22 protein-coding genes and 3 pseudogenes are annotated in these 21025 nt (G+C 73.6%); 17 read left to right on the top strand and 8 right to left on the bottom strand.

From position 1 onward, the window contains the following. The first annotated feature begins 85 nt into the window (after positions 1-85). From VT52_RS39655 to VT52_RS06710, 11 genes and pseudogenes are all read left to right on the top strand, one after another. The gene (locus tag VT52_RS39655; protein WP_420856263.1) at positions 86-601 is read left to right on the top strand and encodes an arabinofuranosidase catalytic domain-containing protein; all 516 of its coding nucleotides are present in this window, start codon (positions 86-88) and stop codon (positions 599-601) included. Positions 602-1037: 436 nt separating this feature from the next. After that, entirely contained in the window at positions 1038-1721 is a 684-nt protein-coding gene (uppS, locus tag VT52_RS06745) for a polyprenyl diphosphate synthase (protein ID WP_046420270.1), read from the top strand. Then, positions 1718-3184 (top strand): oxygenase MpaB family protein, encoded by a 1467-nt coding sequence (locus VT52_RS06740; RefSeq protein ID WP_420856262.1) that lies wholly within the window; start codon positions 1718-1720, stop codon positions 3182-3184. Before uppS ends, VT52_RS06740 begins: the two co-directional genes overlap by 4 nt. Positions 3185-3283: 99 nt before the next feature. Continuing rightward, positions 3284-3381 (top strand): annotated as a pseudogene (locus VT52_RS37835). Positions 3382-3667: 286 nt separating this feature from the next. After that, complete coding sequence (locus VT52_RS06735) at positions 3668-4282, top strand: hypothetical protein (RefSeq protein ID WP_046420272.1); 615 nt, start codon at positions 3668-3670, stop codon at positions 4280-4282. Continuing rightward, a complete protein-coding gene (locus tag VT52_RS06730) occupies positions 4279-4878 on the top strand; it encodes a hypothetical protein (RefSeq protein WP_053055486.1) in 600 nt (199 codons plus the stop codon). Before VT52_RS06735 ends, VT52_RS06730 begins: the two co-directional genes overlap by 4 nt. Before the next feature lie 21 nt (positions 4879-4899). Continuing rightward, positions 4900-6087 (top strand): MAB_1171c family putative transporter, encoded by a 1188-nt coding sequence (locus VT52_RS06725; protein WP_046420275.1) that lies wholly within the window; start codon positions 4900-4902, stop codon positions 6085-6087. Beyond that, complete coding sequence (locus tag VT52_RS06720) at positions 6084-7502, top strand: NAD(P)/FAD-dependent oxidoreductase (protein WP_046420277.1); 1419 nt, start codon at positions 6084-6086, stop codon at positions 7500-7502. The genes VT52_RS06725 and VT52_RS06720 overlap by 4 nt, the downstream gene beginning before the upstream one ends. A gap of 249 nt (positions 7503-7751) precedes the next feature. Next, a pseudogene (locus tag VT52_RS37830) lies at positions 7752-7848 on the top strand. 82 nt (positions 7849-7930) lie between these two features. Then, positions 7931-8464 carry a chloramphenicol phosphotransferase CPT gene (cpt, locus tag VT52_RS06715; RefSeq protein WP_046420279.1) on the top strand — a complete coding sequence of 178 codons (534 nt, stop codon included), beginning with the start codon at positions 7931-7933 and terminating at the stop codon, positions 8462-8464. 93 nt (positions 8465-8557) lie between these two features. Further along, positions 8558-8743, top strand: a complete 186-nt coding sequence (locus tag VT52_RS06710) for a hypothetical protein (protein WP_046420281.1) — start codon at positions 8558-8560, stop codon at positions 8741-8743. Positions 8744-8841: 98 nt separating this feature from the next. Here the strand turns inward: VT52_RS06710 and VT52_RS06705 are convergent, their stop codons facing one another. Both VT52_RS06705 and VT52_RS37485 read right to left on the bottom strand, forming a co-directional pair. Then, positions 8842-9444: a chloramphenicol phosphotransferase CPT family protein gene (locus VT52_RS06705; RefSeq protein WP_206306448.1), complete on the bottom strand. Its 603-nt coding sequence runs from the start codon at positions 9442-9444 to the stop codon at positions 8842-8844. Next, the gene (locus VT52_RS37485) at positions 9417-9731 is read right to left on the bottom strand and encodes a hypothetical protein (protein ID WP_143070843.1); all 315 of its coding nucleotides are present in this window, start codon (positions 9729-9731) and stop codon (positions 9417-9419) included. The genes VT52_RS06705 and VT52_RS37485 overlap by 28 nt, the downstream gene beginning before the upstream one ends. Before the next feature lie 198 nt (positions 9732-9929). Between VT52_RS37485 and VT52_RS06700 the strand changes: the two genes are divergently transcribed. Further along, positions 9930-10721 carry an IclR family transcriptional regulator gene (locus tag VT52_RS06700; RefSeq protein ID WP_079174878.1) on the top strand — a complete coding sequence of 264 codons (792 nt, stop codon included), beginning with the start codon at positions 9930-9932 and terminating at the stop codon, positions 10719-10721. 32 nt (positions 10722-10753) lie between these two features. Here VT52_RS06700 and VT52_RS06695 read toward each other — a convergent pair whose 3' ends face one another. Continuing rightward, positions 10754-12022 carry a glucarate dehydratase family protein gene (locus VT52_RS06695; RefSeq protein WP_046420286.1) on the bottom strand — a complete coding sequence of 423 codons (1269 nt, stop codon included), beginning with the start codon at positions 12020-12022 and terminating at the stop codon, positions 10754-10756. Further along, positions 12019-12939 carry a 5-dehydro-4-deoxyglucarate dehydratase gene (locus VT52_RS06690; protein WP_046420289.1) on the bottom strand — a complete coding sequence of 307 codons (921 nt, stop codon included), beginning with the start codon at positions 12937-12939 and terminating at the stop codon, positions 12019-12021. The genes VT52_RS06695 and VT52_RS06690 overlap by 4 nt, the downstream gene beginning before the upstream one ends. A gap of 162 nt (positions 12940-13101) precedes the next feature. On the opposite strand from VT52_RS06690, the gene VT52_RS06685 reads away from it, so the two are divergent. The 3 genes and pseudogenes from VT52_RS06685 to VT52_RS37825 all read left to right on the top strand — a co-directional run bounded on the left by VT52_RS06685 (position 13102) and on the right by VT52_RS37825 (position 15794). Next, positions 13102-13923, top strand: coding sequence for an NAD-dependent epimerase/dehydratase family protein (locus tag VT52_RS06685; RefSeq protein WP_046420291.1), 822 nt, complete (start codon positions 13102-13104; stop codon positions 13921-13923). Between the two features lie 72 nt (positions 13924-13995). Continuing rightward, complete coding sequence (locus tag VT52_RS06680; protein ID WP_046420292.1) at positions 13996-15501, top strand: aldehyde dehydrogenase (NADP(+)); 1506 nt, start codon at positions 13996-13998, stop codon at positions 15499-15501. 195 nt (positions 15502-15696) lie between these two features. Beyond that, a pseudogene (locus VT52_RS37825) lies at positions 15697-15794 on the top strand. A 59-nt stretch (positions 15795-15853) separates the two neighbouring features. Here VT52_RS37825 and VT52_RS06675 read toward each other — a convergent pair. Beyond that, entirely contained in the window at positions 15854-16330 is a 477-nt protein-coding gene (locus VT52_RS06675; protein WP_046420295.1) for a DUF4232 domain-containing protein, read from the bottom strand. Positions 16331-16450: 120 nt separating this feature from the next. Further along, the gene (locus tag VT52_RS06670; RefSeq protein WP_046420297.1) at positions 16451-17170 is read right to left on the bottom strand and encodes an adenosylcobinamide amidohydrolase; all 720 of its coding nucleotides are present in this window, start codon (positions 17168-17170) and stop codon (positions 16451-16453) included. A gap of 117 nt (positions 17171-17287) precedes the next feature. On the opposite strand from VT52_RS06670, the gene VT52_RS06665 reads away from it, so the two are divergent. Continuing rightward, positions 17288-18193, top strand: a complete 906-nt coding sequence (locus VT52_RS06665) for a GNAT family N-acetyltransferase (protein ID WP_046420298.1) — start codon at positions 17288-17290, stop codon at positions 18191-18193. 343 nt (positions 18194-18536) lie between these two features. Next, on the top strand, positions 18537-19091 hold the full coding sequence (locus VT52_RS06660) for an Rv1733c family protein (protein WP_046420301.1): 555 nt from the start codon (positions 18537-18539) through the stop codon (positions 19089-19091). 34 nt (positions 19092-19125) lie between these two features. On the opposite strand, the gene VT52_RS06655 is transcribed toward VT52_RS06660, so the two are convergent. Beyond that, positions 19126-20022, bottom strand: coding sequence for a universal stress protein (locus tag VT52_RS06655; RefSeq protein ID WP_046420303.1), 897 nt, complete (start codon positions 20020-20022; stop codon positions 19126-19128). Positions 20023-20081: 59 nt separating this feature from the next. After that, positions 20082-20948: a CBS domain-containing protein gene (locus VT52_RS06650; protein ID WP_046420304.1), complete on the bottom strand. Its 867-nt coding sequence runs from the start codon at positions 20946-20948 to the stop codon at positions 20082-20084. Positions 20949-21025 lie beyond the last annotated feature (77 nt).

Here is a 21025-nt window from a genome sequence, read left to right as displayed (position 1 = left end):
GCGCCTCATTCCGCACCAAAAGGAGCCCTCGGCATGGGAGGGCTCGGAACCAGCGCCGGGCACGCGGCCTGACCCGGCGGTTCATGTGTGCATTTCCCCAGTTCACAGATTTACAGGAGGGGAAAATACGCCGCAGGTTAACCCAGTCCCCCGGCCTCGCACAAAAGCCGTCGACGGCCCCGGACGGTCATGGGATCGGTCGGCGGCCGAGCGGGTCCGAGCGCTGTCCGGACCGGGGGGACGCGCACGGCGGACACCGAGGGCGAAACGTCCGCCACGTCCTGGCCCGCCCGGCCGGCGCCGCCCCGGGCGGTCCGGGGGGACCTTCTCCGCGGGCGTGATGGTCGCCGGCTACCCGAGCGACGCCGCCGAGAACGCCGTCCGGTCGAACGTGGTCTCGGTCGGCCACTTCGGCGAGACGGACGTGCCCAACGGACCCCAGGGCACGGTCACCGGGCCGGGCGGCGAGTGCGTCGACGTCGCCGCGGACGACAGCGGCACCAACGGCGCGGACCAGCACCGGCAGCACGCCCCGGGACGGAGCGCGATCCCCGTGCAACGTGCCCCGGCGCCGGCGCCGAGTGGCCGCTCCTCCTCCTGACCCGCCCGGGGGCACCCTGCCCGGGGGCGGACGCGGAGGCGATGGCCGCGGGGACGGCGGTCGGCTCCCGCCAGGAGGCCGTCCGGCAGTGGACGACCCTCACCGGGGCGTCACCGACGCCCTGATGGTGCGGCGGTCCTCGTCTCCGGCCGTTCGCCGACCGGTCCCTGCTCGAACGCCCGCGCCATGGGTGAATCTCCCCCGCCGGGGCGCCGCGCGCCGTCGCGGGGTGGCAATCTGCATGCCATGTGGTGATCGGCTCGTACGCACGCGTCGGGGCGGACGCGTACCGGGTGGGGCCGGCCCCTGAGCGGCGGGCGGTCGCCGTCGCGTGTGGTGGGGGGAAGGTATGACGTCTCGGTCGGCCGTCGAGGGCTCGGGCTCCTTTTCCGGGGGCTCCGGCAAGCGCCCGGTTCCCCGGCATGTCGCGTGCGTGATGGACGGGAACGGCCGGTGGGCCGCGCAGCGGTCGTTGCCGCGTACGGCAGGGCACCGGGCCGCGGAGCGTACGGTGATCGACGTCATCGAGGCGGCGCGGTCGGCCGGGGTGGAGTGGCTGAGCCTGTACGCGTTCTCGACGGAGAACTGGCGCCGGCCCGACGACGAAGTCGCCTTCCTCATGGAACTGGTACGCCGCGCGGTGCGCAAGCACGCCCCGCTGCTGCGGGCGCGGGGCATCCGTTGCCGCTTCCTCGGTGTGACGCACCCGCGCATCCCCCCGGCACTGGCCCAGGACTTCGCCGACCTGACGACCCTGACCGGCGAGAGCCGGCGCATGACCCTGACCGTCGCCTTCGACCACGGAGGCCGCCGGGACATCGTCGCGGCGGCACGGTCGCTGATCCGCGGCGGGGTGCCGGCCGAGGACGTGACCGAGGAGAGCTTCGCCGCTCATCTGCCCTTCCCCGACACACCGGACGTCGACCTGGTCATCCGTACCTCGGGGGAACAGCGCATCTCCAACTTCATGCTCTGGCAGGTCGCCTACGCCGAGTGGGTCTTCCCACCCGTGCTGTGGCCCGACTTCCGCGCACCCCACTTCCTTGAATGCCTGCACACCTATCAGCAGCGCGAGCGCCGTTTCGGCGGCGTCCCGCCGAAACAGAACGGAGCACCGTGACCGTGAGCGACACAGGCGACGGCAGCGCGCGACCGCCCTTGTTCGGGCCGGGATCGCAGTTCCACGAGCTCTTCGACGACCCGCGCTGGGCACCGGCCATGATCCGGGCGACCGTACTGGAAGCCGCGCACCCGCAGATCGGCGCCGCGCTGATCGACAACTCGACCTTCGTCACCCACCCCTGGCGCCGGCTGCGCAACACCTTCCTGAGCCTCCAGCGCATGTTCGGCGCCGACGACCAGGTGCGGGCCAAGGAGGCCGCGCGGCTCAACCGCCTGCACACCAGGCTGAGGGGAAGGGACGCGAACGACCGGCCGTACGACGCGACGGACCCCGGCGTACGGGCCTGGGTGGTCGCGACGCTGTTCGAAAGCGCCGTCACCATGTGCCGGATGAGCGGCCGGCCCCTGCCCCCGAGCGCCGTGGAGCAGTTGTACGGCGAGTTCCGGGCGTACCACGCGGCCTTCGGTGACGAGGCCGGTCAACTGCCGGACAGTCTGCCTGAGTTCTGGTCCTACTACGACCGCATGGTGGAGGAGGAGCTGGAGAACACCGAGGCCATGCGCATCATCCTCTACAAGCTCTTCGACCACCTGCCCGCTCCCCCGCTGCTCCACGGCTTTCCCACCCTGTGGGCGCTCGGCCGAGCCGTCGTCGGTCCGGCCATCGGGGCGATCACGGTGGCCTCCCTCCCCGAATCCTTCCGGCGCCGGGCCGGGCTGCCGGAACTGCTCGGTGCGGGAGCCCTGATGCAGGGCGCCTACCTGACCGCCGACCTGGCCCGCTTCCTGCCCGAGGGCTGGCTCCGGGCCCAGAACGTCGCCGACCTGCTGGCCCTCTCCCCCGGCAGCGACGATCCCCGGGCAAGGACCGTCACGGCCCTGCAGGAGCGGATGCGACGGGCCGGGGCCCTGCTCCGCCTCGTCGCCCCCACGTCCTTCCCAGCCGCCCCCGCGCCCCCGCCGTCGGGGCGGCGCAGCGCGGAGGAGTTCTTCCGCGACGTGCTCGACCAGACCGGCGACGGGTACCTCACCTGGCCCGACCTCGCCGCCATGGCACGCGAGTTGTGCGGCCGTCTCGATCTGGACGAACCCGCGGAGACCCGGCTCTACGACGCCTTCGCCGACTGGTGGCGCGAGCTCCAGACGGCTCTCGACACCGACGGAGACGGCCGTGTCAGCGCCCAGGAGTACGCCGCGGCGGCACCCGCCCTGGCCGGTCCCGCGTTGATCAGGACCGCCGAGGTCCTCTTCGACGCAGCCGACGAGGACGGCAACGGACGCATCGACGAGGCCGAGTACCGCGCCCTGTTCCGCACGGCGTTCCACCGCGACACCGCCGGCGACCCCGAGACCCGCACCGACACCGTCTACACCCGCGGCGCGTTCGTGCGGGACTTCCTGTCCTTCATGTCCGGCCGCCGGCTCTCCACCCCCTACGACCCCCTCCTCGCCGACGCCTGAACCGCCGCCCCGGCAGCGGGTGTCAGCCCCGTGTCAGCGCCCTCCGCCACTCTCTTCCATGTGAACGGCGAAGGGAGGAACACCCGCCGCCGGGAACGAGGAGAGGTGCCCGGAGTGGTTTATCGGGGACCGACGAGCAAGTCTCGAGGTCGGGCCTCCCGGGGCCCACGCAGGTTCAAATCCTGCCCTCTCCGCCACCTGCCCCACCGCTCGGTGACCGCCCCGTACACGTCGGATCGGCTTCCGGACCGGAGTGCGCCGGCCCGGAACCCGATGACTCCACCTTGCCGCACCCGGTCCGGCCGCGCGATTACCTCACAGGTAATGACGGCCCCCGCCACCGACGCGGCGCCGTCGGGCACCGATCTCGCGCCTACTCCGTCAGCGATCGTTCTTTGGCCAATAAACGATCATTGAACCCATGCCGGTTGCGCATAGGGTGCCAGGAGGATTGCAGCAGTCCCGCGAGCTGGGAGCACATCGGTGGAGTCGACGCCGCTGCCCGAGACCCTTCGGCGTCTTGACGCGCTGATCCGGCAGGAGGGCCTCGAACGGTCGGAGTTCCTCGACGCCAGGAGGCTGGCGGTCAGGACCGCGTTGCCCGAGGACGTCGTGGGCGCACTGCTGCGGGGCGGGCAGCCGCCCGCCGAGACGGTCAACGAGCGGGTCCGGTCGCGGATCAAGGCACTCGCGGACGGCCGACGGGCCCGCACGGGTCAGCGGATGTCGGACCTCGCGGGCGCCATTTCCGCGCGGTTGGGGGTCTCCGCGTTCTGGGCACGACAGGTCTGCGCGGGCGACAAGGTGCCCAGTGTGGAGCTGCTGCACGGCCTGGTCGACTTCTTCGGGGTCGAGTGGGGTGAGGCGTTCTTCACCGCGCCCGCCGACGAAGCCCTCAACCGGGAGCTGCGGTCCCTGCTCGCCGCGCGGTCCGCGCCCGAGGGACGGGCGGTCGTGGCGTCGGCCTCGGCGGGCCGGGACGATGTGCGCGGCTTCGCGCTGCGGCAGGCACGGGACCTGCCGGAGGAGCGCTGGAACGTGCTCAACGCGACCCTGAAGGCCCTGCTGGAACTCGACGACCAGGAGGGGGACCGGTGAGCGCGGCCGCGAGGGCGATGCGGCGGCTCAGCGCCCGGCTCATCGGGAGTCTGCCGACGCCGGCCGGCGAAGCGGACGTGATCCCACTCCTCGGCCGGGCCCTGACCACGGTACGAGGGCGCACGGTGCGGCTGCGCGAGGCGGCCTTCCCGCCGGTGACCGCCAGCGGTCTGTGGGTGGACCGGACGAGCCACGATCTGATCGTCTACGAGGAGAACACCGATCCCGAGCACCAGCTGGTGATCATCGGCCACGAGGCATGGCACATGTTCCACGGGCACCGCGGCGACGCGCACGAACACGCCGCCCGCGCGTCGGGGAACGAGGGGGCGGCCGGCCTCGCCGCGTTCGTGGCCGTCGTCTCCGCGGCCGACGAGCCGGACGCCCCGCTCACCGACCGTACGGACGCGGCCCTGCACTACGCCGCGCGCTCGGACAGCCGCGAGGCGGACGAGGAGATCGAGGCCGAACACTTCGGTCTGCGGCTCGCCACCGGTCTCCAGGCGGCCCTGCGGCTGACAGGCTCCCCCGTCGATCCCCACCATGTCAGCGGACGGATCGGGGCGTCGATGGCCCACCGGTTCCGGCAGGTCTGACCCCACGAGAGAAGCAGGACAGTGGCATCAGGACCCGGCAATCCCGTCTACTACGTCGGTGGCGCCGCGCTGTTCCTCGTCTGTGCCCTGAAGCTGCCCCCGCTGGCCCGCCGACGGCGCGACCCCCTGCTGTGGTCGGCGTTCACGCAGTTGTTCGCCGGCGGGTGCGTCATGCTCCTCGCCGCTCCGCGGTCCATCGTCGAGCTCAACCGGGCCACCGGCGTCACGAACTGCGCGGCCCTGGTCGTCTACGCGGCGCTCACCGCGTACTCCGGCGCGAGCCTCCTGCTGATCATCCACTGGCGCCCCGCGCCGCCGGAGCGGACCCGGCGCGCCGCGCGCTGGTGCGTCGCGGCCTACAGCCTGGCCGTACTCACCGTCGTGGTCCTCTTCCTGGCCGGCGACGCCCCGGTGGAGCAGGTCACGCTCTTCGACTCATACTACGCCCGCACGCCCTGGATCCGGGAGATGATCGTCACGTATCTCCTGGCCCACGGCGTGGCGGCCATCGCCAACGTCGTCATGTGCCGGCGCTGGTCCAAAGAGGTGCACGGTTCGCTGCGGGCCGGCCTGCGCCTGCTGGTGGCCGCCTACCTGCTCCACGTGGGCTACGACGTCACCCGCCTCGTGGCGGTGGGCGCCCGCTGGACCGGCCACGACCTGGACTTCCTCATCTCCCAGGTGTCCCCGCGGTGCGCCGCCCTGTCCGCGGTCATCGGCGCCGTGGGATACGCGTTGCCACTGGTCGGGCCCCGCGTGGCAGGGACCGTGCGGGTGGTACGGCAGCTGCGCCGGCTGGCGCCGATGTGGCGGCTGCTGCGTGACGTGCCGACCCCCGGCGCGATCCGTTCCTCACTGCCCTGGTGGCGCACTCCCCCGGCCATGCTGCTGATGAGCCGGAAGACGGCGCTGTACGACGCCATCCTCGCGCTCGCCCCCTACTGTGATCCGGCCGTCCGCGACGCGGCCCACCGGACGGCGCTGAGCCGCTGCCCGGACGAGGCGGCGGCCGCCGCGAGCGCCGACGCGGCCATGATCGTGGTCGCCCTGGAGCGGCAGCACGCCCACCCCGACCGCATGCCGGACGCGCCCGGCGCGGCGGCCTGGCGTGCCAAGGATCTGGTCCCGCTGTCCCTCGCGCTCGCCTCCCCCGTCGTCCAGGACTTCCGCGCACACCACCGTTTCCCCGCAGAAAGCAGCCGACCATGAGTGAAGCCGTCCGGCACCGCCCCGCCCGCGCCGTCGTCATCGGGGGCAGCATCGCCGGCATGCTCGCCGCGGCCGCCGTCAAGGACCAGGCCGGATCGGTGGAGATCATCGAGTCCCGCGATCTCCCCGAGGGGCCCGAGCCGCGCGCCGGCGTCCCCCAGGCCGTGCACATCCACCTCCTCCAGTCCGGTGGCGTGGACGCGCTGGAGGAGTTGCTGCCCGGCGTGATCGACCAGCTGGCGGCCGCGGGAGCCCACCGCATACCGGTGACCACCAACATGGTCATCTACTCGCCGGAGGGCTGGTACCGGCGCTGGCATCGCGCCACGCACCGGCTGATGACCGCGAGCCGGGACCTGACGGACCACGTGATCCGCCGACGGGTGCTCGAGGAGCCCCATGTCAACGTCCGTACGCGCGCCAGGGTGGTCGGGCTGCTCGGCGACGGACGGCGGGTCACCGGAGTGCGCGTCCGGACCTCGGCCGACGGTGCGGGCGAACGCGAGACCGAACTCCGTGCCGACCTGGTGATCGACGCGTCCGGCCGGGCCTCCCGGATGCCCCGCTGGCTCGCCGAGCTGGGGATCCGCGGGGTCGCCGAGGACCGCGTCGACTCCGGTCTGGTCTACGCGAGCCGGATGTACCGCGCTCCCGTCCCCACCCGCGGCTGGCCGGTGATCAGCGTGAACGCCGACCCGCGCCTGCCCGGACCCGCGAGCGCCGGTGGCATCCTGCCGATCGAGGGGGACCGCTGGCACGTCAGCCTGATGGGCGCCCCCGGCGGACAGCCCACCCGGGACCCGGCGGCATTCGAGCCCTTCGCGCGCACGCTACGGCACCCGGTCATCGCCGATCTCCTCCGGCTCGCCGAGCCGCTCACCGATGTCAGCGTCACGCACAGCACGGCCAACCGGCGCTACCGCTACGAGCGGCTCGGGTCCTGGCCCGAGGGGCTGGTGGCGCTGGGCGACTCCGTGGCCGCCTTCAACCCCGTGTACGGTCAGGGCCTTTCGGTGGTCGCGCGGGGCGCCCTGGCGCTGCGCGATCTCGCCCGCGGCGGGCTGGTCCCGGGTCTCTCACGGCGTGCCCAGCGGGCCATCGCGCGGCCGGTCGACGCCGCGTGGGCGCTGACCGTCGGGCAGGACATCCACTTCTCCACGACCACCGGCAGGAACCCGCACTTCGCCGACCGGCTGCTCCATCGGTACGTCAGCCGTCTCTCCCGCACGGCGACCGGTTCCTTCCGCACGGCCACGGCCCTGACCGACGTGCTGACCCTGCAGGCTCCGCCCGCGTCCCTGGTCCGGCCCGGTGTGCTGCTCTCCGCTCTGGTGGGACCGCTTCGGCCGCAGTTGGCGGGACCCCAGTTCACGCCGGAGGAGCTGAGGCTCCTCGACGGCGCGCGCGAGCGGTAGCGGATCGGGGGCGGCGCGAGGAAACAGGTGTGTCCCGGGCGGCGGCGCCAGGCTCGGCGGGTGTGCCAGGTCGGCCTCGTCCCGGGTGTACGCGCCCCGTGTCCCCGAGCGCGGCGCGGGCTCCCACGCCGCCGGGCGGTCGACGCGGCCGGAGCCGTGTCGGTCGGCGCCGCGTCAGCCGCGCGTCAGGGGGACGTGTCACTCTCTCTCATGTGAACGGTTCGGGGCGCCACCCGGAGCCGGGAACGAGGAGAGGTGCCCGGAGCGGCTTATCGGGGACCACCGAGCCACGCCTCATGGTCGGGCCTTCGGGCCCACGCAGGTTCAAATCCTGCCCTCTCCGCCAAGTCCGGCAAGCGGGCGAGGCACGCCCCGGGCCCGGCGGAAAGACGTTTCCCGCATCGCCCGGACACCTCTACCCTGGCGCGGTGACGACTCAGGTGATCGTGGTCAACGGCGGTTCCAGCTCGGGGAAGTCCGGCATCATCCGGTGCCTCCAGGCGATCCTGCCGGACCCGTGGCTGGCGCTCGGGGCCGACACGATGGTGCGGGCGCTGCCCGCGTCCATGTGGGCGTCGGACGGCGGCATCGAGTTCGCCGCGGACGGACAGGTCGGCGTCGGGCCCGACTTCCGGGCGCTGGAGGCGGCCTGGATCGAGGGGATCGCCGCGATGGCGCGCGCGGGGGCGCGGATCGTCGTCGATGAGGTCTTCCTCGGCGGGCCGTACTCGCAGCAGCGCTGGCACCGGGCCCTTGCCGGGCTGCGGGTGCTGTGGGTCGGCGTCCGGTGCGAGGCCGCGGTCGCCGCGGACCGTGAACTCGCGCGGGGCGACCGGGCCGTGGGGATGGCGGCCTCCCAGGCGGACGTGGTCCACCGGGGCGTGACGTACGACCTGGAGGTCGACACCACGCACACGGAGGCGATGGAGTGCGCCCGAACCATCGCGGCACGGGTCGGGTGACTCGCCGGCTCAAGTTCGGCTCAGAACGCGCGCGTGCGGCGGGGAAACGGTGCAGAATGCCTGCCAAGACCACGTTCACCTGGGGGAACACCGATGAAGAGCCTGCTCGCCCGTGCCATGACCCGTATTCAGGACACCGTCTCCGGCCGCCGGGACGTCAAGGAGTACGAGGCCCGCGAGGCCGAACACCGCGGCGCGCACAACCGTGACGCCAACCTGGCCCAGCACTACATCCCGACGGCACCGCAGATCCCCACGAGCGGCCCCGGCAACATGTAGTGCGCTGTCGCGGGGAGCGGTGGGATGCGTGAGACAGGGCGTGCGCCCGCCGCCACGGGACAGGGCGTGCGCCCGCCGCCACGGAAAGCCAGGCCGTGTCAGGAGGGCCCAGCGGCCTCCGGAGCGGGGGTCGTCAGGTCGGGGCGCAGTTTCGCACGGAGTTGTTCGAACGCCGTCGGGGTCGGGCGTCGGGGCAGGAAGGCGCTGATCTGCCGGGCGCAGTCCCGGGGGCCGGTCGTGGTGGTGTCGCATTCGATGTCGTACAGGCCGTGTGCGTGGACGAGTTCGAACTGGCGCGCCGCCAGACCCTCCGGGCGGTCGCCGCGCGCCCGCTCACGCCGGTGGAGTTCGTCCAGAGCGCAGTGCACGCCGACGAGGACGACGTCCTTGGCGGTGAAGAGTTCCAGGCAGTCCAGCAGGCGCCATTCCTCGCTGAGCACATGATCGACCACGACGTTGTTGCCGGCCGCGGCCATGCCGGCGACCGCGCGGTGGAATCCCGCCCAGGTGCGCCTGAGAACGGCGGGCAGCTCGTCCGGATCGATCTCCCGGCGCGTACGCATCGCGTGGAAGGCGTCCACCGGCAGGTGGAAGCACGGCTCGTCCAGAACTTCCAGCAGTTCTCCGGCGATGCTGGACTTGCCTGAACTCGACGTCCCGTTCAGGAAGATGATCAGTCCAGGCCGAGCGGTTCCGACCACGCGGGCTCCCTCGTCGTGACCAATGCGGTCCGGTCATCTTCGCACGCGGGGCCGACGGACCTCGGCGCCGGTCGGTCGGTCGCGGGGATCAGAGGCGGGGTGGGGCCCTGCGCGGCCGGGGAGCCGCACCTGGCGCCGAGCGCCCGGCCGCGGCGGGCGACGGCCGGAATGATGTCCCGGACGACCACCGAGGCGATGGCGATGGCGTCGGCGCTGGGGTTGGGGTTGGGGTTGGGGTTGGCGTCCGAGGAGACCATGACCATGTAGCGCCGGGCCGGGTTCCGCACACCGCCGTGCGGGGACGAGGGCCGACCGGCGGAGGTAATCGTGATTTGACCAAGTTGTCTACACATGTAGACTCAGTTCTCATCCATACTTTTCAGCGTGCGCGTCAGCCTGCGTACAGGGGCGGTCGATGTCTCGGAGGTTTTCGTGTCGCGACGGGGAGAGAACACCGGGCGAGACCCGCGAACGGGGTGGCAAGTATGACCGGAACGGGTGAGGCCGGCCGCGGGCCGGTGAAGTCGGCGGAGCGCACCGTCCAGATCATGGAGGTGCTGTCGGCCTCGCCGGAGCGGCTCACCTTGAGCCGGCTCCAGGAGCTCACCGGCTACCCGCGCTCCAGCCTGTACGCACTGCTGCGCACCCTGGTGGCGCTGAAGTGGATCGAGGCCGAGGAGGGCGGGGATGCGGCGGGCTTCGGCATCGGCCCGCGGGCCCTGCTGTGCGGCACGGCGTACCTGGACCGGGACCCGGCGCTGCCGCACGCGGTGCGCCGGATCGAGCAGTTGCGCGCGGACGTCGGCTACACCACCCACTACGCGCGGCTGGACGGCTCGAACGTCATCTACCTCGCCACCCGCGAGGCCACGGACTCCCGCCGGCTGACCTCGCGCGTGGGCCGGCAGCTCCCGGCGCACGCGACGGCCCTGGGCAAGGCGCTGCTCGCCGAGCTGACCGCTCAGGAGGTGGACGCGCTGCTGCCCGAGCAGCCCCTGGAGGCGCTCACCCCGCACACGGTCACCCGGCGCCCGGCGCTGCGCGAGGAACTGGAGCAGACCCGTGCCCGAGGCTGGGCGCTGGAGAGCGAGCAGAACACGCCCGGACTGTGCTGCGTCGCCGCGGCGGTGCCGTACCGCATCCCGGCGACCGACGCGATCAGCTGCTCCATCCCGCTGGACCACGCCACGGACCAGGAGGTCGAACGGGTTGCGGAGGCGGTGACCCGGCACGCATCGGCACTGGCGGGGACCCTCCGCCGCGACGGCATCCGCTGAGGTCCGTCCCGTCGGCTACCGGCCGGCGGGCCTCACCAGCGCGGGACCTTCCTCTCGTACGACGGATCGATCCGCCGCATGTAGCCGGTGTCGTCGCGGTCCCGCAGGCCGCAGGAGACGTACTGCTCGTGCAGGCGGGCCAGGGCGTCGCGGTCGAGTTCGACGCCGAGGCCGGGGGCGGTGGGTACGGCGACGGAGCCTTCGCGGAACTCCAGGGCGCCCGGTGCGACGACCTCCTCGGTCTTCCACGGCCAGTGGGTGTCGCAGGCGTACGTCAGGTTCGGTGTGGCCGCCGCCAGATGGGTCATCGCGGCGAGGCTGATGCCGAGATGCGAGTTGGAGTGCATGGACAGGCCCAGCTCGAACGTGTCGCAGATCCCGGCGAGCAGCTTCGAGCGCCGCAGGCCGCCCCAGTAGTGGTGGTCGGACAGTACGACCTGGACCGCGTCCAGGGACACGGCGGGCTTGAGTTCGTCGAACGCGACCACGCACATGTTCGTGGCGAGCGGCATGGACGCCTCGCGGGCGACCCGGGCCATCCCCTCCTGCCCCGGCGTGGGGTCCTCCAGGTATTCGAGGACGCCGTCGAGCTCGCGGGCGACCATCAGCGAAGTCTCCACCGTCCAGGCGGCGTTCGGGTCGAGCCGCAGCGGCCGGCCGGGGAACGCCTCACGCAGGGCGCGGACCGCCTCGATCTCCTCCTCGGGCCGGAAGACGCCGCCCTTGAGCTTGACGGCCGTGAATCCGTAGTCGTCGATCATGCGTCGGGCCTGCGCGACGATGCCCTCGGGGCCGAGCGCCTCGCCCCAGGAGTCGGGTTCGTCGCCGGGATGCGCCGCCCATTTGTAGAACAGGTAGGCGCTGAAGGGCACTCGGTCCCGGACGGCGCCGCCGAGCAGGTCGGAGACCGGCCGCCCCGCCGCCTTGCCCTGGATGTCCAGGCAGGCGACCTCGAACGGCGAGAAGACCCGGTCCACCGTGCTGTTGCTGGTGATCATGCCGGTGAGGCCGTGGCCGTCGCTGCCGGTGTCCCCGCCGAGCGCGGCCGCGACCGCCGCGTGCATCCGGCCCAGGTGGTGGACGTCCAGGCCCACCAGGGCGTCGGCGGCCTGGCGCAGCCGGCGCAGATGGCCCGCGTCGGCGTAGGTCTCACCGAGGCCGGTGATCCCCTGGTCGGTGCACACCTCCAGGACGGCACGCAGCGCGTACGGCTCGTGCACACCGACCGCGTTGAGCAGGGCCGGGTCGCGGAAGGCGACGGGGGTGACGGTGACGTGGGTGATGTGGATCGCGTCGCTCATCGGGCGGAGTCCTCCACCAGGGCCAGGCCCGCGTCGGTGATCCGGCGCAGCGCGTCGAGGTGTTCGGGGGCCGGGTCGACCAGCGGGGGTCGCACTCCGCCCACGTCCAGGCCCTGTTGCCGCACGCCGGCCTTGACCAGCGAGACGGCGTAGCCCGGGACCAGATCGCGCAGTGCCACGAGCGGATGGAAGAACTCCCTCCGCAGCATCTCCGCTCGGGCCGTGTCACCCGTGGCGGCCGCCCGGTGGAACGCGTTGGAGATCTCGGGGGCGAAACAGAAGACGGCGGACGAGTACAGGGTGACGCCGATACCGCGGTAGGCCGGGACGGTCACCTCGGCGGTGGGCATGCCGTTGAAGAACTGGAACTCCTTCCCGGTGCCCGCGAGTTCGTGCCGTACGGCGGTCACGACCCGGGAGAGCAGGTCGAGGTCGCCGACGCCGTCCTTGAAGCCGACCACCTTGTCGTGGCGGGCCAGTTCGGCGACGGTGGCGGCGTCGAAGCGGGCGTTGGAGCGGTTGTAGACGACGAGCGGCAGGTCGCTGGAGTCCGCGACCTCGCGCGCGTACGCGGCGAGTCCGGCCGGCGGGGCCTGGACCAGGTAGGGCGGCAGCAGGAGCAGGCCGTCGGCGCCCGCGTCCTGGGCGACGCGCGCGTACTGGCGGGCCAGTGGCAGCGGGCCGCCGGTACCGGCGTACACCGGGACGCGCCCGGCGACGGTCTCGACCGCGGTGCGCACCGCCTCGCCGTACTCGTCAAGGCTCAGCGCGTGGAACTCGCCCGTACCGCAGGCGACGAAGACCCCGCCGGGGCCGGCGGCCAGGCCGCGGCGCAGATGCTCGGCGAGCACCTCCCGGTCGACCCGTCCGGACGCCGCGAAGGGCGTCACCGGAAAGAACAGCACGCCGTCGAACATGGGCACGCCACACTCCTCGTCGTCTACATATACAGACAGGCTCCACATTTGCGAACTTGCCTTCGAACTGTAAGACTCGCTCCGGAGTACGGTCAAGACGCCCATGGACGCTCCGGGCCGCCATGGGGCCGGCCCGGAGCCGTCACGAAGGAGATGAGGCGAGTGAGCCAGCGCATCGCGATCACCGGAGCCGCCGGAGGGGTCGGCAGCCTGCTCCGGCCCCGGCTGGCCCGCGCGGGCCGGACTCTGCGGCTGCTCGACGTGGCACCGGTGCCCGGGGCGGCCGAGGGCGAGGACGTGGAGACCGTACGGCTGTCGGTGACGGACCTGCCGGCCATGCGCGAGGCCCTCACCGGTGTCGACGCCGTGATCCATCTCGGCGGGCTCAGCGTCGAGGGGCCGTGGGACGAGATCCTCGACATCAACATCAACGGCACCCGCGCGGTCCTCGAAGCGGCCCGCCGGGCCGGAGTGCCGCGGGTGATCATCGCCAGCAGCAGCCACGCGGTGGGGTTCCACCCCCGCGGCGAGGACGAGGCGCCCGACTACCTCTTCCCCCGCCCCGACACCTACTACGGCGTGAGCAAGGTGGCCGCGGAGGCCCTGGGCAGTCTCTACCACGACCGTTACGGCCTGGACGTGGTCTGCGTCCGCATCGGCGGCTGCTTCGAACGCCCCATCGCCACACGCCAGTTGGCCACCTGGCTCTCCCCCGGCGACTGTGCCCGCCTGATGGAGGCGGTGATCGCCGCGCCCTCGCCCGGATTCCGTGTGGTGTGGGGCGTCTCGGACAACACCCGCCGCTGGTTCTCGCTGGCCGAGGCCCGCGCGCTGGGATACGAGCCCCAGGACGATGCCGAGCGCTTCGCCGGGGAACTCGAAGGCCGGCACGACCCGTTGGACGAGATCTACCTGGGCGGAGCCTTCTGCTCGCCTTCGCTGGACGCGGACGACGGCGCGGACGGCACCGGCGCGGACGGCTGAGGCCGGCCACAACACCATGTCCTTCCGCACGAGTTCGCCCGCCCGCCCCGTTCGACCCGGAGGTCCGCATCGATGACCGACACCACGTCCGCCCCGCTGCGGGGCATCAGCCCGCGTACCGGTGAGCCCGTCGGCGATCCGGTCGCCGTGTCCACCGCGCGGGACGTGGACGCCGCGGCGCGCGCCGCCGCCCGCGCGTTCCCCGTCTGGTCCGCGGTGCCCGCCGCCGGCCGGGCCGCGGCCCTGGACGCCGCCGCCGACGCGCTGGACGCGGCCCGCGACGAACTGGTCGCCGTCGCCGACGCGGAGACCGCGCTCGGCGGGGCCCGGCTGACCGGTGAGGTGGGCCGCACCGGCGGCCAGCTCCGCCTCTTCGCCGAGGTGCTGCGCGACGGCACTCACGTGCGGGCCGTGCTCACCCCGGCCGACCCGGCCGCCGGGCGTCCCGACATCCGCCGGATGCGGCAGGCGATCGGCCCGGTGGCGGTGTTCAGCGCCTCCAACTTCCCCTTCGCCTTCTCCGTGGCGGGCGGCGACACGGCCTCGGCGCTCGCGGCCGGCTGCCCGGTGGTCGTCAAGGCGCACGAGGGCCACCCGGCGACCTCGGCCGCGGTCGCGCGCATCGTCGCCGGGGCGCTGCGCGCGGCGGGCGCGCCCGAGGGTGTCCTCGGCCTCGTCACCGGTTTCGAGGCCGGCGCGGCGCTGGTGAGGCACCCGGCCGTCAAGGCCGCCGGCTTCACCGGCTCGCAGTCCGGCGGCCGGGCCCTGTACGACCTGGCCGCCGCCCGTCCCGAGCCGATCCCTTTCTACGGCGAACTCGGCAGCGTCAACCCGGTGGTGGTTCTGCCGGGCGCCGCGGCCGAACGCGCCCGGGAGATCGCGGAGGGGTACGCGCGGTCGCTCACCCTGGGCACCGGCCAGTTCTGCACCAACCCGGGTCTGCTGTTCGTCCCCGAGGACGACGCGCTGGTGGACGCCCTCGCGGCCACGGTCGGCGCGGCCACGGCCGGTGCGATGCTGACGTCTCGTATCCGGGACGGGTACCGGGCCAGGGTCGCGGAACTCGACGAGAGCACGGATCTCGTCCCGCTGGCCGCCGGAGGCGCGGGCGGCGACTCGTTCGCGGTGGCGCCGCGGGTATGGCGGCTGTCCCTGAAGTCCTTCGCGGACCGGCTGGAGACCCTGGCCGAGGAGTGCTTCGGCCCCGCCGGACTCGTGGTGACGTACCCGGACCTGGAATCGCTGACCGAGGTCCTGGTGTCATTGCCGGGCAGCCTGACCGGCTCGGTGCACGCCACGGCCGGCGACGCCGCGGCGGCCGCACGGGTGGCGGCGGCCCTGCGGCACCGCGTGGGCCGTCTCGTGCACAACGGCTGGCCGACCGGTGTCGCCGTCTGCCGGGCCATGCACCACGGCGGTCCCTGGCCCTCCACAACGGCCCCGCTGCACACCTCGGTCGGCGCCGCCGCCATCGACCGCTGGCTGGTCCCGATCGCCTACCAGGACTGGCCCGACGGTCTCCTCCCGCCGGAGCTCCAGGACGCCAACCCACTGGGCATCCCCCGCCGGACGGGCTGATCCGCCCGGCCGGCGGACGGCCGACTGCCGCGGCGCCGGGAACGGCTCGGAGAATCTCCCCGCGCACGCGGGCGGGCGAGCGGAGAGGGCCCGCCCGCGCGCCGTGCGTGTCAGTTCCGCGTCGGTCCCTCGTCAGCCGGGTCTGCCACTCTTCTTCCCGTGAACGGGGCCCGGGAGACCGGGAGCCGGGAGCGAGGAGAGGTGCCCGGAGTGGCTGATCGGGGACCGACGAGCGTGTCTCGAGGTCGGATCCGCAAGGGTCCACGCAGGTTCAAATCCTGCCCTCTCCGCCACACCGGAGTGTCCCGCGGCCGTGCTGCCGCGGGACACTCCGGCTGTCCGTCGGTACCGGTCAGGCGCCGCGCTGGACCGGGCCGATCAGGGTGCCGGAGGCGACGGAGAACCTGCCCTCGGCGAAGGACGTGCCGGGGATCTCACCGCCCGGGGCCCGGAGCGTGAACGACGCCTCGTTCGAAGGCGTGCCGCAGCGCATGTCCGGGACCTGGATGTCGAAGTGCACCGGGTGGCCCGGACCGAAGGTCACCTTCGTCCTCTGGTCACCGTAGTGCCCGGCGGCGGCACCGGTCCGCCTGCCGTGCTCGAAGAACCGCACGCCGGTGGGCGAACCGGCCAGCACGCAGGACTCGTACCCGCGCGGGGCGGTCAGCGTCACGCGGTAGTGGCTGTGCCCCGAACTGGCGGGCGCCGCGGTGATCCTCGCCATGTGGTTGGCCGGACGGCAGGCCGAGGGGGCGAAGCTCTCGGCCTTCGCGGGTGCGGCCGCCGCGATTCCCCCGCCCGCGGTGACCGCCAGCGCCAGTGCGGCCACGGCGGCGAATGCGTTGTCCGGATCGGCTCCGGCGACCGCCCGCGGGTGTGCGATCCAGAGGGCGGCGGTCTCCGCCCAGGGTTCGCACGGCGTCCTGCCCGACGGGCCGGAGTTCCTCCCTCAGCCGCGGTGCGACTGCCGCCCCGGCTCGGGGGACCCACCCCGAACCGGCTCCACGGCGGCACACACCGCGGAATGCACCGCGCGGGCCAGCCGGGCACCCCACAGGGACCGGGGGCCGGCGAAGGACTCCGGTTGTTCGCCGGGGCGGGGGACTCGGGCGGCGACGCACACCGCGTCCGTGGGGGTGCCGGAGCAGTCGTAGCCGGAGTCCAGAAGTGCCTGGACCTTGGCCTCGGTGGCGGTGGTGGCGGCGTTGACCAGGGCGGCGTCGGTCAGGGCGACGGGGACGGCGACGATGATGTTGATGGTGCCGGGGGCGGGCGGCAGGGCCGTTCCCGGGGCGGGGGTGGCGGCCCAGCCGTGGACGCCGAGGCCCGCGGTCACCACCGCTTCGACTCCGTCTTCGTGCGCGCGACCGTGCCGCAGGACGTCGGCGGCCGTCATCAGGCCGACGCCCGGACCCCGCGTCCCGGCGTCACGGGCGAGGTCCGCGAGGTGGGCGGCGGGGTCGGTGCGGCTGTAGCCGTGCGAGACCTGGGCGTTGAGGACCCAGGAGCGTTCACCGATGCCCCCGCCGAGAACGGCGCTGCTGATCATCCGCCAGCCGGCCCCCGCCCGCCACAGCAGGGCCGACAGCTGCTCGTCGCACTCGACGCGGGTCAGCGTCCGCAACGGAAGAACACCGCCGGCGGCGCGGGACGGTGGGGCGACGGTCACTGAGCGGGACTCCTCGGCGTGGCGAACCTGATGATCTTACCGAGGGCGTTCTCCAGTTCTTCCTCCATGCCTGAAATCGCCCGTCCGGGTTCCCGGCAATCTGACTAGTGTGACCGGGTGACAGAATTCAGCGTTCTCGACGACGGCACGGTGTGGCGGCAGGACTTCGAGCGACGGCTCGTCGCCGCGTACCGCGCGGCCGGGCTCGGCACGGAGGCGGCGGCGGAGTACGTGACGAAGGGGCGTGCCACGGCCGGGGACTGGACGGTCGTCGGGATCATGGACGCCGGGGTCCGGGTGGGCTGGGTGGCCGTGAGTGTGGCCGAGCGGAGCGGGGGGCTCGCGGGGCGCGTCGGGGATCTGTACGTGGACGCGGGGTACACCGGCCGGGGACACGAGGAGGCCGCCCGGGAGTGGGCACAGGGGTGGTGCGCGGAGCGGGGCGCTCGCCGGGTGAACGTGCGGTCCACCGAGCCCGCCATGGGCGAGGTGTTCGCCGGGTACCGCGTCGACGGGCAGGTCAGGGCGCGGCACGTGGACGCCCCGCCGGAGCCGGTGGCCGGTGTCACCGCGCGGCCGATGACACCGGCTCAGTATTCCGACTGGCTCCCCCTCGAAAAGGCCTCCTACGTCGGCGACATCGTCCGGTCGGGGGCCCTGGGCCGCGAGGAGGCCGAACGCAAGTCGGACGAGGACTTCGCCGCGCTCCTTCCCGAGGGTCCGGCGACGCCCGACACGGCGCTCCTGGTGCTGGAGGCGGCGGGCGAGCCGATCGGCACCGCCTGGCTGAGGCACGGATACCTGCCGGGGGTCACCTACGGGTACTCGCTGCACATCCACGAGGAACACCGGGGCCACGGGTACGGTCGGGCCGCGATGGCGGTCGGCGAACGGGCCGCCTTCGCGGCCGGCGGATCGGTCCTGATGTTCTCGGTGTGGGGCGGCAACGAGGTGGCCATGAACCTCTACACCAGCGCGGGTTACCGGATCGTGGACGAGGAACGTTCGATCCGGCTGCCCTGACGGTTCCTCATCGCGTCGGGCCGCCCGCACGCGGTCGGGGCCTTCGGGGGCGGACGGTCCCAGGTCCCCTCGCGGCGCCGTCACCGTCGTCCAGGGCTGCGCGTCCACGGTGCGTGGCACGCCGGAGGTCGTACGTCGTGCCCATGTGACCCACGACCCCGAGATCCCAGGACCCCAGGACCCCAGGACCCCAGGACCCCACCGGAAGGGACTCATGGCCCCACCCGCCGCCGGATCCGGACCCGGGCGGCCCGCCCCGGAGGTCCCTCGGCCCCTGTGGCGCGGTCCCCCGCCGAGGCACCGTCGAAGGCGACGGATCCGGCACGAGGCGGAGGTCTCCGTGATGAGCGGCAAACGGCATCTGTGGCGGTGGCGGAGCAATCCGCTGCGACGGCGCGAGGACGTCCTGGAGGCGTGGATGATGCTGGCCGTCTGGGCGGTCGTGGTGCTCGTCGGCGCGGTCGTCGCACCGCTGGCATTCCATGCCGCCGAACACCGGTTCGCGCAGCAGCGCGCTGTGCGGCATCCCGTACGGGCGGTCCTGACAACCGACGCGCCACAGGGCGTCACCGCGCGGTGGTCGCCGGACGGCCGGGTGCGGGACACGGTGCGCTGGGTGGCTCCGGACGGTACGTCCCGTACCGGGGACACGCTGGTGGACCCGGGCCTGCCCCGGGGCACGACCGTGCACCTGTGGCAGGACGACCGGGGACGGCTCGTCACGACGGCGCCCACGGACCGCGCCGAGGGGCACGTCGAGGCGGGTCTCCTCGCCGCGGGCGCCGCGGTGGCCGCCGCGGCGCCGGTGCTGGGCGCGGGCGCCTTCGCGCGGGCCCGGCTGGACCGGCGCCGGCTGGCCCTGTGGGACCGGGAGTGGGATCTGGTGGGGCCCCGGTGAGCGGCGTTCGATCACCCCGGTGCGGGGCCGGCCGTCAGCTGTGCGGGACGACCGCGACCGGGGCGGCGATGTGATGCAGGGCGGAGTGCAGGACGTGGCCGAGGTGGAGGCCGAAGGAGTGGGTGCGGATGCGGCGGCCGACGGCCACGAGGCGGGCGCCGTGGGAGTGGTCGACGAGGACCTGTGCGGCGCTGCCGCAGCGGCTCGCCTCGATCACCTCGACGTCCGGGTACTTCTGCCGCCAGGGGCGCAGCACCTTGGTCAGCAGGACGGCCTGCCCGCGCTGTAGGTCGTCGTAGAGTTCGGCGTCGCCGTAGAAGCGGTAGAAGGAGGTCGGCGGCTCGGGCCAGACGTGGACGGCGCGCAGCGGGGCCCCGTGCAGGGCGGCGGCGTCGAAGGCGAATTCCAGCAGGGGGTCGGCCGGTTCGTCGACGTCGAGGCCGAGGACGACGGCTCCCGCGCCGTGCGGTGCGCCCGCCGGGTCCGTCCGCCGTTCGTCGCCGGTCTCCTCCCCCGCCCGCACCAGCACCACCGGGCGCTCCGCGCGGGCCACGACGGCGAGGCTCACCGAGCCGACCAGGAACCCGCCGAGCCGGCCGAGGCCCCGCGAGCCCAGCACGAGCAGTTCGGCGTCGCCCGCGGCCTCGCACAGCACGTCGGCCACGGTCCCCGTGAGCTGCGCGGTGCTCACGTCGAGGTCCGGATGGCGGGTCCGGAGGCCGGCGGCGGCCTCCTCGGCCATCCGCTCGGCCCAGCGCCGGTAGCTGTCGAGGTCGAACAGCGGCGTCCGGGCCGCCATCCTGGGCGTGGGCTCCTGGACGTACACGATCTTCAGGGGCAGGCCGCGCAGTCGTGCCTCGCGGGCCGCCCACTCGGCCGCGGCCCGGCTCTCGGGCGAGTCGTCGATGCCTGCGGTGACGGTTCGGGACATGGTCCGCGCCTCCGGGACGGGTCTTCGGGCACCGGCGTGATGCCGCGGGGCGACCGGGGTCAGGTGCCGGGGGTGAGGAGGTTCTTCACCTCGACCACGTCGGCGATCCGCTCGATCTCCGCGAGCAGCCGCCGTGCGGTCGCCGCGGACATCCGTCCGGTCAGTTCCACGATGCCGTCGTGCACGGCCACCTGCACGGCGTCCCGGTCGGCCGGCGGGCAGGTCGCCGCGACGGTGGCCTCGACCTCGGCCCGGATACCGGCGTCGTCCCTGATCAGCGCCTGGAGCAGGGCGTCCCTGCGGACGACGCCGACCAGCCGGCCCTCCCGGTCGGTGACGGGCATCCGCTTGAGCCGGGACAGCGCGGCGAGCCACGCGGCCTCGGCGACGGTCGCTCCCGGCAGCACGGTGATCGCGGGGCTGGTCATCAGGTCGGCGGCGGTCTCGCCGCGGGCCTTGCCGTGCAGCCGGCGCTCGCGCAGCCTGCCGACGGGGCCGGGCCGATGACCGGACGCCTCGAAGGCGACCTTGGCCAGCAGATCGGACTCCGAGACGACGCCCACCACATGGTCCTCGTCGTCGACCACCGGCAGGGCACCCGCCCGCTCGCGCGCCAGCACCCGGGCGATGTCGCGGTACATCAGGTCGGCGCGGATGTGCGCGGCCGGCACGTCCATCACCTCGCGCACCACGAGCTGTCCGGATTCGGATGACGGGGGCGGGGACGAGGACGGGGGCGGGGGTGCCGGTCGTGCCGCGGTGGAGGGCCGCTCCGCGCCGGCGCCGTGACGGGCCGCGGCCGCGGCGACGGCGCCCAGGTAGCGCAGCAGCACCTCCTGTCGGGCCGTTTCACCGGGGCTCCAGCGGCGGCCGGCCGCCTCCCGGCGGGCCTCGGTCAGTGCGGAGAGGTTCTCGTGCGCGTCCACGGCGGCCTCCTCGGTCCGTCGGCTGCCTACCGTCCCAGTCTCGCGCGCGTCCCGTCCCTGCCAAGAGCCGAACGGCC

It is taken from the genome of Streptomyces malaysiense (assembly GCF_000980885.2).
GTDB classification, from domain to species: domain Bacteria; phylum Actinomycetota; class Actinomycetes; order Streptomycetales; family Streptomycetaceae; genus Streptomyces; species Streptomyces malaysiense.
Note: the sequence above shows the minus strand (reverse complement) of the source record. Positions and strands in the feature narration are given on the sequence as shown.

What these genes read in the sequence shown, in the direction of transcription:
- uppS (WP_046420270.1), top strand. Translation starts at nt 1,038, where the DNA reads ATGGACGGGAACGGCCGGTGGGCCGCGCAGCGGTCGTTGCCGCGTACG.
- VT52_RS06720 (WP_046420277.1), top strand. Translation starts at nt 6,084, where the DNA reads ATGAGTGAAGCCGTCCGGCACCGCCCCGCCCGCGCCGTCGTCATCGGG.
- VT52_RS06710 (WP_046420281.1), top strand. Translation starts at nt 8,558, where the DNA reads ATGAAGAGCCTGCTCGCCCGTGCCATGACCCGTATTCAGGACACCGTC.
- VT52_RS06700 (WP_079174878.1), top strand. Translation starts at nt 9,930, where the DNA reads ATGACCGGAACGGGTGAGGCCGGCCGCGGGCCGGTGAAGTCGGCGGAG.
- VT52_RS06695 (WP_046420286.1), bottom strand. Translation starts at nt 12,022, where the DNA reads ATGAGCGACGCGATCCACATCACCCACGTCACCGTCACCCCCGTCGCC.
- VT52_RS06690 (WP_046420289.1), bottom strand. Translation starts at nt 12,939, where the DNA reads ATGTTCGACGGCGTGCTGTTCTTTCCGGTGACGCCCTTCGCGGCGTCC.
- VT52_RS06680 (WP_046420292.1), top strand. Translation starts at nt 13,996, where the DNA reads ATGACCGACACCACGTCCGCCCCGCTGCGGGGCATCAGCCCGCGTACC.
- VT52_RS06660 (WP_046420301.1), top strand. Translation starts at nt 18,537, where the DNA reads ATGAGCGGCAAACGGCATCTGTGGCGGTGGCGGAGCAATCCGCTGCGA.
- VT52_RS06655 (WP_046420303.1), bottom strand. Translation starts at nt 20,022, where the DNA reads ATGTCCCGAACCGTCACCGCAGGCATCGACGACTCGCCCGAGAGCCGG.